The 10,720-nt window shown below is 67.6% G+C and carries 10 protein-coding genes and 1 tRNA gene; 6 read left to right on the top strand and 5 right to left on the bottom strand.

The window, feature by feature from the left end:
• Nucleotides 1-38: 38 nt before the first annotated feature.
• The 3 genes from VEY12_06430 to VEY12_06420 form a co-directional block, all read right to left on the bottom strand.
• Nucleotides 39-527: a COX15/CtaA family protein gene (locus tag VEY12_06430; protein HYM39761.1), complete on the bottom strand. Its 489-nt coding sequence runs from the start codon at nt 525-527 to the stop codon at nt 39-41.
• A gap of 68 nt (nt 528-595) precedes the next feature.
• On the bottom strand, nt 596-1,054 hold the full coding sequence (locus tag VEY12_06425) for a vitamin K epoxide reductase family protein (protein ID HYM39760.1): 459 nt from the start codon (nt 1,052-1,054) through the stop codon (nt 596-598).
• A gap of 13 nt (nt 1,055-1,067) precedes the next feature.
• A complete protein-coding gene (locus tag VEY12_06420) occupies nt 1,068-2,132 on the bottom strand; it encodes a DUF929 family protein (GenBank protein ID HYM39759.1) in 1,065 nt (354 codons plus the stop codon).
• Between the two features lie 129 nt (nt 2,133-2,261).
• Between VEY12_06420 and VEY12_06415 the strand changes: the two genes are divergently transcribed.
• From VEY12_06415 to hutH, 6 genes are all read left to right on the top strand, one after another.
• Complete coding sequence (locus VEY12_06415; protein HYM39758.1) at nt 2,262-3,887, top strand: gamma-glutamyltransferase family protein; 1,626 nt, start codon at nt 2,262-2,264, stop codon at nt 3,885-3,887.
• 130 nt (nt 3,888-4,017) lie between these two features.
• Nucleotides 4,018-5,094 carry a hypothetical protein gene (locus VEY12_06410; GenBank protein HYM39757.1) on the top strand — a complete coding sequence of 359 codons (1,077 nt, stop codon included), beginning with the start codon at nt 4,018-4,020 and terminating at the stop codon, nt 5,092-5,094.
• Nucleotides 5,095-5,346: 252 nt separating this feature from the next.
• Nucleotides 5,347-6,597, top strand: a complete 1,251-nt coding sequence (locus tag VEY12_06405; protein ID HYM39756.1) for an amino acid permease — start codon at nt 5,347-5,349, stop codon at nt 6,595-6,597.
• Between the two features lie 155 nt (nt 6,598-6,752).
• Nucleotides 6,753-7,412 (top strand): hypothetical protein, encoded by a 660-nt coding sequence (locus VEY12_06400; GenBank protein HYM39755.1) that lies wholly within the window; start codon nt 6,753-6,755, stop codon nt 7,410-7,412.
• A gap of 211 nt (nt 7,413-7,623) precedes the next feature.
• Nucleotides 7,624-7,833, top strand: a complete 210-nt coding sequence (locus VEY12_06395) for a hypothetical protein (protein ID HYM39754.1) — start codon at nt 7,624-7,626, stop codon at nt 7,831-7,833.
• A 119-nt stretch (nt 7,834-7,952) separates the two neighbouring features.
• The gene (gene hutH / locus VEY12_06390; protein ID HYM39753.1) at nt 7,953-9,476 is read left to right on the top strand and encodes a histidine ammonia-lyase; all 1,524 of its coding nucleotides are present in this window, start codon (nt 7,953-7,955) and stop codon (nt 9,474-9,476) included.
• A 21-nt stretch (nt 9,477-9,497) separates the two neighbouring features.
• Here hutH and VEY12_06385 read toward each other — a convergent pair.
• Together VEY12_06385 and VEY12_06380 are read right to left on the bottom strand one after the other, a co-directional pair.
• Nucleotides 9,498-9,676 (bottom strand) — tRNA-Trp (locus tag VEY12_06385).
• A 327-nt stretch (nt 9,677-10,003) separates the two neighbouring features.
• The coding region (locus VEY12_06380; GenBank protein ID HYM39752.1) for an FAD-dependent oxidoreductase at nt 10,004-10,720 on the bottom strand (717 nt) is incomplete at its 5' end.

Genomic DNA, 10,720 nt, shown 5'->3' with positions numbered 1-10,720 from the left:
TCCGGGCGACCCGGGTCGCGCGCCTGAAGAAGTGAGCCTCAGCCCGGTGCCCCTCCCGCCGCGGTCTTCGTCGGCGGTGACATCCACATGACCACGGCGAGGACCAACGTGGCCGCGAAGGTCGCGGTGCCGATCGCGAGGTGAGCCGTGACGATCGCGGGGTTGAGGTCGGTCTGGACCGTGACCGCACCCAGGAGCACCTGGGCAACGAGGAGGGCCATCGTGGAGACGGAGAGGGAGAGGATCCGCCAATCCTTACGGAACCACATGAAGGCGAGGATCAGGGTGACGAGAATGAGGAGGGACGTGGTGAAGGCGATCACGCGGTGGGTGAACTCGACCGCAACGCCCGGCTGGCTCAGGTCCGGGACGATGCCACCGGGGCACAGCGGCCAGCTCTCGCCACAGGCGAAGCCGGCCCCCGAGGCCGTGAGGTCTCCGCCTACGATGATCGTGAGGTAGGCCGCCAGGGCGCTCAGGATGACCACGATCCGGAAGACCCGTCGACGGTCCATGATCGACTCCACCCCAATCGAGGCAGCCGCTCCACCGCCATAAATGCTTCGCGGTCCCGATTCTCGAGGGCAGCTCGTGGCTACGTGGCCACGGGCGGCGCCGGCTCCTCCCGGCCCAACCGGAGGAGGCGCCAAGCGACCGCGAACGCCGCGAGATCCGCGAGGTACGCGCCTAGGCACACGAGGCAGAGGGCGCCGATCAGGACGAGCTCGACCCCGAGCAGGATCACGGAGGCCGCCAGCCCGAGCCCCGTCAGGATCCAGATCCACCGGAGAAATGCAGGATCGGCTCGGCGCATGTAGAGGACGTCCAGGGCGAAGAGGAGGACGAACCCGCCGAACCCCAGGGACCAGACCGGGAGCGGCCCGATGTGGCTGTAGGCGCTCTGGGCCACGGCCTCGCACGAGATGAACGCGTTCACCGTGCAGCTGCCCTGGAGACCGGGCACCATCGTCTCCAGAGCCGCGTACCCGCTGAGCGCGAGTCCCGCGAGGATGCACACGACCAGGAGGCGCCGGAGGACGGGGACCTCGACCATGGTGCGACCGCCCTCACGTGATCGCGGCGAGCGCGGCCTGGACCGCGGGGTCCTGGGTCACCGCGGAGGGGGGCGTGACGCCCGCGGCCTGGCACGCCTTGACCAGGTACGCCTCGACGTAGACCTGGGCCTGGTGGACCGCGGTGTAGACGGAGCCCGACTGGGCGGCGAGGGCCTGCTGCACCTGGTCCGGGGTCAAGGGCACGCCGTTGCCCTGGACGTACGTGTTCGGGTCCACGAGGGCGCCCACGCGGAAGTAGATCCCTCCGATGGCGTAGAAAGGCAGCTGGCCTTGCGGGTTGTACGTGACCACGTACGCGTTCTCGATCGAGGAGAGGGGAGGCACGGTGATCTGCTGGTTGTTGTCGCCCGCCTTCACGTCCAGGCTCAGGTAGCTGCTCGCGAACGAGGCATGGGCCAGGTCCACCTCCGGGGTGTTCGGGTACACGTCGTTCGGGTCCGAGGTCGTGTACGTGAACCCGGTCAGGGCGCCGAACTGCTGCAACGCCCCGCGGACCGCCCAGCTCGAGGCGGCGCAGAACGGGCAGCCCGCGGAGCCGTAGTAGAAGACGACGGGCAGGGCCCCGGACTTCCACGCCGCGTTGGCCGCCTTGACCCATCCCTGGGGCTCCGGGACCGTGTTCCGGTCCAGGGTGGGCACGCCTTGTTGCGCGGCGAGGAGGGCCATGGACCCCGCGAGGGCCAGGCCGACCACGGCGCCCACGGCGGCGAACTTGGGGGCGGAATTTCGGAAGGCTGGCGACCCGAGGACCCAGCCCACCGCGAGGAGGGCGATCCCCGCCACGGTGAGCACGGCCAGATGCGGGAAGGCGGGAACGACCACGCCGATCGGGGAGGGGAACACGAGGGCAATGAGCAGCCAGACCGCACCGGCGACGGCGACCACGGTCCCCGCGCGGACGAGGTCGTCCTTCCAGTCCCGGGTGGCTTTCTTCCGGGCGGGACGCATCGCCTCGAGCCCTTCTACCTTCTCGTGGGGATGCTGGTTCCGCACGTGGCGGACCAGGTTCTCGTCCTTGACGGATACCCCGCAGACAGGGCACTTGGTCATCGCCATGGCGACGGACGGAAGGACCGGGGACGCGATATAAATGCGCCGTACGTACGGGACCCGCCGAACGTGACGCACCCGGAAAACGGGAAGTCGGGATATACACGGAGACCGATTCCCGCGTCGGGCCCATCGATGTCCCACGCCCCGCTCCCCTTCGCGTCCCGCCGGTCGCCCGTGTACGCCCGCCACGGAATGGTCGCGTCGAGCCAGCCCCTCGCCACGGAGGCCGGGATCGAGATCCTGCGGGATGGAGGCAACGCGGCGGACGCCGCGGTGGCCACGGCGGCCCTGCTGGCCCTCACGGAGCCCACGTCCACGGGGCTCGGGGGCGACTGCTTCGCGCTCTTCTACGACGGCGGCAGCGGCAAGGTCACCGCGCTGAACGGGTCGGGACGGGCGCCGCACGGGCTCACCCTCGATCTGCTCAAGGAGCAAGGCTTCGGGAGGCGCCTCCCGCCGTTCCACGCGCACAACGTCACGGTCCCGGGCGCGTGCGCGGGCTGGTGCGACCTCGTGGACCGGCACGGCACGCTGGGAATGGACCGCATCCTGGCCCGCGCAATCCGTGCGGCGGAGGAGGGGTTCCCCGTGGCGCCCCTCACCGCCTACTCCTGGGCCGGCGGCGCGGCCCGGCAGCTGAGGTCCGCGGCCGGAGGCAGGCAGCTGCTCCTCGACGGGCGTGCGCCGAAGGCCGGGGAGGTGTTCCGGAATCCCGGGCTCGCCCGCACGTTCCGCGCGATCGCGCGGGATGGCAAGGAGGCGTTCTACCGGGGGGAAATCGCGGGGAGGATCGCGACCGCGGTCCAAGCCTCCGGCGGCGTCCTCACCGTGGAGGACCTCGCCGCGCACTACTCGACCTGGGACGAGCCCGTGAGCACGGCGTACGGAGGCGTGAGGCTCTGGGAGTGCCCGCCGAACGGCCAGGGTCTCGTCGCGTTGCTTACGCTGAACCTGCTGTCCGAGTTCGACCTCCCCCGCGACCCGCTCGGCACCGGGCGGCTCCATCTCCTGATCGAGGCGCTGCGGCTCGCGTTCGCGGACGCGCATCGGTACATCGCGGACCCGACGAAGGCCGAAGTCCCAACCGACGCGCTCCTGAGGGAAGGGTACGCCGCGGAGCGCGCCCACGGTATCGGGCGAGGGAAGGCGAACTTGCGGGCGACCCCCGGCCTTCCGTCCGCGGGATCGGACACGGTCTACTTCAGCGTGGCCGACGGATCCGGCAACGCCTGTTCGTTCATCAACAGCAACTACATGGGCTTCGGGACGGGCATCGTCCCGGAGGGGACCGGCTTCCCGCTCCAAAACCGCGGAGCCAACTTCTTCCTTGATCCGGGGCACCCGAACGCCCTCGCGCCCGGGAAGCGGCCGTACCACACAATCATCCCCGCGATGGCGACGCGGGAGGGAGACGGCTCCCTGTACGCCTGCTACGGGGTCATGGGCGGATTCATGCAGCCCCAGGGGCACGTGCAGGTGCTCCTCGCCCTCCTGGACGGGCTCGACCCCCAGGCGGCCCTCGACCGTCCCCGGATCTGCCTGGACGAGGGCGAGCCGGGCGGGACCGTGCTCATCGAGGAGGGAATCCCGGAGACGACGGCCGCGGGTCTCCGAGGCCGCGGCCATCGGATCCGAAGGATTGGAGGCATGGAGCGCGCGGTCTTCGGCCGCGGCCAGGTCATCCTCCGGAATCCGACCACGGGCGTGCTCTGCGGCGGGAGCGATCCGAGGGCGGACGGCTGTGCGATGGGGTTCTGAAACCAACCCGGCTCCCACCACGGCCCGAGTCGGGTGTCACCCTTCTTCTCACGTCCGATAGTGTCGGCCGACACGTTATATAGCCATAAACCGACCCGTTTGGGTCGTCACCACGCGAGAGTGATGCCCGATGCCCAATGAAACCCCACCCCCCCTCCTCGTCGACGCCGTGAAGGCCTCCGCGCTCAAGCTCAAGGAAAAGCAGGCGGCCCTGGAAGCTCGCGCCCACGAGCTCGAGACGCTGAGGGCGAGACTCGACCAAGAACACGCGGAGCTGGACACCCGCGCCGCCAGGCTTGCGGCCGACCGCGAAGCCAACGATCGGGAACGACAAGGCCTCGACGATGTGCGCGCCTCGATGGAGAGGGACCTCGGCGCCATCAACAAGGCACGGGAGAAGCTCGCCGAGGACGAGGAGGCCCTCCAGCGTGCGGCCGTGGCGGTCGAGGAGCGCGAGCGGCTGATCAAGGGAGATGAGGAGCGCGTGGCCCGCCTCGCCCAGGCGTTCACCGGGCAGATGAAGGACTCCGAGTCCAAGCTCGACGAACTTCTCCAACGGGGAGAGGCGCTCATGAAGCTCCAGACGGACTGGCTGGCGTCCGTCGAGGCTCGAGAGAAGGAACTCCGCACGATTGGCGAGGAGATGCACGTCCGCCAGAGCGAGGTCGTGCGGCAGTACGAATCCCTCGCGGCCCTCAAGGGCGGGTTGAAGGAGGAACTGCACCGCCTGCTCGCGGAGCATGAGATGCTCTCGAGCAAGGAGAAGAGCATCCTCGAGGCGGAGAAATACCTCGCTTCGGCCCTGGAAATCGAGGTCGCGAATTTCGATCGCGAGGAGTCGCCCCCGCAGCCCATCACCCCCGCAGCTCCCGAGCCGGTCGCGCAGCCGGAGACGCCCGAGCCCACTCCAGCAGCCACACCCGAGCCCGCGCAGGAACCGCCCGTAGCCGTGGCACCCAGCGTGCAAGAGGAGATTCCCCCGGAGCCGGAGGCGAAACCCCGGGCCACCAAGGGGGAGGCCACGGAGCGGCTCTCGAAGGCGGTCGAAGCGTGGAAGCGCGCCCGCGATGCGGGGTGGAAGGTCGTCGATATCCGCAAGACGGTCAAGGCCGCACGCGACGCCATCGAGGGCGGCGACTACGAACGCGCCCTGGGATGCACGGCGGAGATCCTCGAGCAACTCCAAGCTGCTGCGGCGGCACGATAGTCCGCGGCTCCGCGGATCGGACGACACCGGACCGAACGCGGTCCGCGTCGACCCTGAGGACCGTACGCCGCCGAAGAGCCACGTGGACCCGAGGGTGCGGGACCCTCCAGGATCGCCGGCCCATTCCTTATGAGTCGCGGCAGCTTCGCCCGACAACCCGACGGCGGGCAGCTGCATGGCGGACATGGCGCGCAACGGCTCGGTGATCGAGCCCAAGGAAGGGGGGACGCGAGGACGCCGTCCCTCCACCGCGTGATCACCCTTCGCCACGCGGTCGCAATCTACGTGAGCTCCGTGCTGGGCGCAGGGATCTTCGTCGTGCCCGGGCTCGCGGCCCGCCTCGCGGGACCCGCATCGATCGTCTCCTGGGTCCTCCTCTCCCTGGCGAGCTATCCGTTCGCGTACACGTTCGCGAGACTCTCCGCGCGGAAGCCTGAGTCAGGCGGTATCTACGCCTTCGCCCGGGAGGGTTTCGGGCTCGGGGCCAGCAGCGCGGTGGCATGGCTGTTCGTCGCGTGGAATGTGCTGGGCGCCCCGGCCGCCACGGTGGCCGCGGCTTCGTACCTCGCGTTTGTCTTCCCCATGACGCGACTGGACGCCTACGTCGTCGCGGGAGGCATCCTGCTCGCGGGGTTCGCGGTGAATTACATGGGCATCCGACTCAGCGGCCGCGTGCAGCTGGCGACCGTGGCCGCGATCGTCGCGGCCCTCGTCATCGCGGTTGCGGCTGCCACGCCCCGAATCACGTTCGCGGACTACACGCCGTTCCTCCCGGAAGGCGTGGCCTCCATCGGCACGGCCGCAGCGCTCATCGTGTGGTCCTACCTGGGCTACGAGAACACCTCGAACGTGGCGGAGGAATTCCGAAATCCCGAACGCGATTTCCGCCGGAGCGTCCTGATCAGCGTGGTCCTGATCAGCGGATTGTACCTCGCGGTCGCGCTCGTGACAATCGGGACGGGAGCGTACCTCGTGGGCACCGGCGCGACTCCCTTCGCGGCGATCATGGCGGACGCCTTCGGTCGCTACGGTGGCGCGGTCGTCGCATTCCTCGCGGTGTTCGTGACCTTCGGGACGGTGAACGCGTACACGGCGGGTATGGCCCGCGTGTACTACGCCGCGGCCCGCGACGGCGTCTTCCCGAGGGCGCTCGCGATCGTGGAACCGCGGACGGGCGCCCCGAGGCGCTCGCTCCTGTTTCTGATCGCCTTGGATCTCTCTGGGCTCGTGGCTTTCTACGCGTTCAACGTGGACATCGAGTCCGCGTTCCTGATGACCAGCGGGGCGGCCATCCTTGCCTACATCATCGGCTCGGCTGCGGGAATCCGACTGCTGGCGGAACGGGGAATGCGTCGCGCACTTCCCTGGATCTCCCTCCTCGTGTCCCTGGCACTACTCCCCTTCATCGGGACGCTCATGTTGGCCAGCGTGGCGATCGCCGGCCTGGGCCTCTTGTTCAGCGGGCTCGCGCAGCGGCGGAGGACGCCCGAGAGCGCATCATAGCCCACTCGGACCGGATGTGAACATCGGGACGGCAAAGAGCAGATTTGGGTGCCGACTCCGGTTCCCTACACAAATCTGACTGGTCCACTTCCTGAGATTCTCTGCCGAGCTTTGATATAGGCTTCCGCGGACGGGGCCGTTCGGAAGGAATCCACATGATCCCCAGGAAGCCATTCGTTGTCGCGTGCATTTCGCTGCTGCTCGCACTCGTGATCGCGCCGTTGGCCACGGCAAGCACCCGCTCGGTGCAGCCCGCTGCGTTGCTGAATGTGAGCCTCAGCTTTTCTCCGAATCCGGTGAACGTGGGCTCGCAGACGCAGATCCAGGTCTCCGTTACGAGTGGCGGCAGCCCTCCGTACTACCTTTGGTTCAACGGGACCATCCCGGGTTGCAGCCCGTCGTCTCAGCCCACACAGATCACCGGCAACTCGGCCAGCTTCCCGTGCAACCCTTCGTCGACGGGCAACTTCCCCGCACACCTTGACGTCGCTGACAACGCCGGGGACCATGGCTCCACGAGCGCGACGCTCAACGTCCAGAGCGGCGGCGGATCCGGCGGCACCGGCTCGAACGGGACCGGCGGAATCGATCTGAGCTTCCTCAACAACCTCTTGCCGATCGTCGAGGTCACGGGCTTCGTGTTCCTCGGGTCCACGGTTGCCATCGCTGCCTCCGCGGTCGCCCTGGCGATCCTCGTCCCGCGGCGCCTCAAGCAAATTCGGAAGGCGTTGGAAGGCGAACCACTGACGAAGCTCGAGGCGAAAGAAACCAAGGTGGAGACGTCCAAAGAGCAGCCGCCCGCGAACGAGCTCTGATCGCCGACGGACAACCCAGCACCGAGGCCGCGCCGAACTCACCGCCGCGGCCTCAGCGTCTTTCCCAGAGTCACCGAGGCGACATCTGCGGTTCGCGAAGGCTTGCGGTCTCGCGAATCCCCGCACCGTCGAGGTCCGTGGCTGGCCGACCGCGCAGAGGCGATCCGTTCTCGACGGAATCGTTATCGTTCCGAGCGGCCATGAGCTCCCGATGGCGCGCCCTCCCGGAATCCGGGGAAACGTGTGCGAGTGCTGCGGCTCGCCCGTGTACGCGTGGGTTCCTCTCCCCAGCACGGATCCGTTCCTCTCCCTGCCCGAGTGCATGGAGTGCGGCATGATGACGTGCCTCATGTGCCGGCTCGATCATGTGGTCGGGCACGACCACCGGCCGTGCGACATTGGCCGGCTGCGCGGCACATGATCGGTTGCATCGAGGTTGCCGGCCCACTCCCGTAAGGCTCGGCGCATTCCCCCGAGAAAGTACTTACGTCGGCTTGCGATGGCCGAGGGACAGCCCATCAACGGGGGGTGGTTTTCCCTATGGTCGTCGTGTTGGATGGACACTCACTCAAGGCCGAGGATGTCGTGCGAGTGGCGAGAGGCGGCGAACCGATCTCCATCGCCAAGGCTGCTATCGACCGTGTCAACCGGTGCCGAGCCCTCCTCGAACGCAAGATCGCCGCCAAGGAAATCATGTACGGCGTGAACACGGGCATCGGCGAACTTTCCGAGGTCGTCCTGAACCCCGAGCAGGTGGCCAAGTACCAGCGGTATCTGGTATATTCCCACGCCGCGGGGGTCGGGGACCCCATGTCGGAAGAGGACGCCCGCGCGGCCATGCTCTCCCGGCTCAACACGCATTGCTGGGGCCACTCGGGCATCCGCCGCGAGCTCGTTGAGCTCATGGTCGAGATGCTCAACAGGGGCGTGAACCCCGTCATGTGCCAGAAGGGCTCCGTCGGTGCGTCGGGCGACTTGGCGCCCATGGCGCAGATGGCCCTCGTCCTCATGGGCGAGGGGGAGGCGTTCTACCGCGGCAAGCGGCTCCTTGGCGCGGAGGCGCTGCAGGCCGCCGGGCTTTCCCCCATCGCCTTCCGAGAGCGGGACGGGCTCGCAGCGATCAACGGCTCCAACGTGATCGCGGGCGCTGGGTGCATCGAGCTCGTCGACGCGGAGCGGTGGCTCAGAACCCAGGAGGTCGCCCTGGCGATGACTCTCGAGGCGCTCAACGCGAACATGCAGGCGTTCGACCGCCGCGTGCATGAGGTGCGAGGCTACCCCGGTGCGCAGGCGTGCGCGGAGAACATCCGGAAGATCACGGAGGGGTCCGAGTTGCTGAAGCGCCCGGGAAAAAAGGTCCAGGACGCGTACTCCTTGCGGTCAAGCCCGCAAGTCGTCGGTGCCGCCAAGGACGCCCTCGCATGGACGCGCCACATGCTCGAGATCGAACTCAACCATGCGGCAGACAATCCCACGTTCTTCCCGGAGGAGGAGCTCGTCCTCACCGGAGCCAACTTCCAGGGAACGCCGATGGCCTTCGCGCTCGAGGTCCTCGGGATGGCGGTGACCACGGTGGGCGTGCTCTCGGAGCGCAGGACCAACCGCCTGATGAACACGCATCTCTCCATGGGCCTGCCCGCCTTCCTGACGAAGGGGGCCGGCATGTTCTCGGGGCTCATGCTCTCCCAGTATACGGCAGGCGCCCTCGTTTCGGAGAACCGCATCCTCGCGGCTCCCGCAGCCACGCTTTCCATTCCCGCCGCGGCGGACCAGGAGGACTTTGTCTCCATGGGCATGACCTCAGCGATCAAGGCGAGGCAGATCCTCGAGAACTCGTGGTCCATCGTAGCCGTTGAGCTCATGGCCGCGGCTCAGGCGTTCGACTTCCGAGCGCCAACGAAACCGTCTCGGGGCTGCCAGGCGGCGTACGAGGTCATCCGGAAGCACGTGAAGACACTCGAGGAGGACCGCCCAATCTATGAGGACATCACAAGACTGAGCAAGGTCGCGCGCTCCGGTGATGTGCTCGGTGCGGTCCAGGGAGTCGTCGGGTCCCTTCGGTGAGACGTCGGAATGACGGGAAGGTGGGGACGCAGGGATTTGAACCCTGATCGACGGGTTTCTCCCGGGCGGGGAGCGACCCACGCCCGTTGTTTGCGAATCATGGGTCCGCGCTCCAATCAGTCATCACCGGATCAGCAAACCCGTTCGCAATCACGCCCATGACTGGAGCCCGTAATTCTACCAGGCTAAACTACGTCCCCATGGGTTTCGATGCAACGCCGCGGAAGTTTCCCGCCCTACATCTATCTTTGCGTGCGGATGCGACGGGCACGCGCGGTGGATCGGAATCCACCGAGGAACGCGGCTCCCAATGCCTCAGCGCTGGCGCATCTTCTGCTCGCGCTTGCGGCGGCGCATGCGCTTCTTGCGCCACTTCCAGCGCATCTTGCCCCGCTTCTTCCATGCGCGCGAGCTGCGTTTCATGGGACGACGGCGCGGCGTAACCAAGGCCTTCTTAAATAGGTTCCGACCTGTGATCCCCATCGAGGACGCGGCGCCGCGCGGAGGCGGGCCTGACCGATTCCGATCTAGAAACCGCCGGCCCTCTCGCCCCCAGGCTTGTCCGTGTCGACTTGGCGGTACTTCGCGTACGCCTGGTTCAGGACGAAGGAGATCCGTTTGCCCAGAATCTTCTCGGCCCAGATGGGAATCGCGAAGCCGCGGTGGATGCTGAAGTAGCGGTAGAAGCGCTCGTCGTCCTGCTGCTCGTCGGAGAGGACGTGGCGGGCCACGAAGTCCCCGCAGAACGTCGCCCACGGCAGGCCCACGCACCCGAGGACGTAATGGACCCACGGGGTCGCGGGCTCCCGGAGCACGGTCGGCATGAGGTCGCGGGTCATGTCGATGCGTCCCATCCAGAACTGGCGGAAGTGCACGCGGCTCGCGGAGGGCCAGTGGCTCCGGAAGCGGCGCAAGACGCGATCGATGATTCGGTCCGTCCAGGCGTCGTTCTTCGCGTACGTCGTCCAGAGGCTCCCGCCTCCAAGGAGGATGCGGTGGTCCCCGGTGAGCCGCCAGTACGCGTAGATGAAGTGGGAGTCCCAGCACATGAACGGCTCCACGGGAAACATGGCATGTACCTCGTGGGGCTCGAGGGGCTCGCTGATCGACAGGAAGGTCTGTGCGTAGTAGTAGTTCCAGTAGTGTTCCGTCAGGTTCCGTTGGAGCTTGTCCGCGCAGAAGAGGATGTTGTCCGCGGTCACGCTCCCCAAGTGGGTGCGCACCGTATGGTCCTTGAGGCCGAT

The organism is Thermoplasmata archaeon (assembly GCA_035632695.1).
Classification (GTDB): Archaea; Thermoplasmatota; Thermoplasmata; order RBG-16-68-12; family RBG-16-68-12; genus RBG-16-68-12.
The sequence above is the reverse complement of the archived record's forward strand: the minus strand, read 5'-3'. Positions and strand labels throughout refer to the sequence as shown.

What these genes read in the sequence shown, in the direction of transcription:
- VEY12_06425 (HYM39760.1), bottom strand. Translation starts at nt 1,054, where the DNA reads ATGGTCGAGGTCCCCGTCCTCCGGCGCCTCCTGGTCGTGTGCATCCTC.
- VEY12_06420 (HYM39759.1), bottom strand. Translation starts at nt 2,132, where the DNA reads ATGGCGATGACCAAGTGCCCTGTCTGCGGGGTATCCGTCAAGGACGAG.
- VEY12_06415 (HYM39758.1), top strand. Translation starts at nt 2,262, where the DNA reads ATGTCCCACGCCCCGCTCCCCTTCGCGTCCCGCCGGTCGCCCGTGTAC.
- VEY12_06410 (HYM39757.1), top strand. Translation starts at nt 4,018, where the DNA reads ATGCCCAATGAAACCCCACCCCCCCTCCTCGTCGACGCCGTGAAGGCC.
- VEY12_06400 (HYM39755.1), top strand. Translation starts at nt 6,753, where the DNA reads ATGATCCCCAGGAAGCCATTCGTTGTCGCGTGCATTTCGCTGCTGCTC.
- VEY12_06395 (HYM39754.1), top strand. Translation starts at nt 7,624, where the DNA reads ATGGCGCGCCCTCCCGGAATCCGGGGAAACGTGTGCGAGTGCTGCGGC.
- hutH (HYM39753.1), top strand. Translation starts at nt 7,953, where the DNA reads ATGGTCGTCGTGTTGGATGGACACTCACTCAAGGCCGAGGATGTCGTG.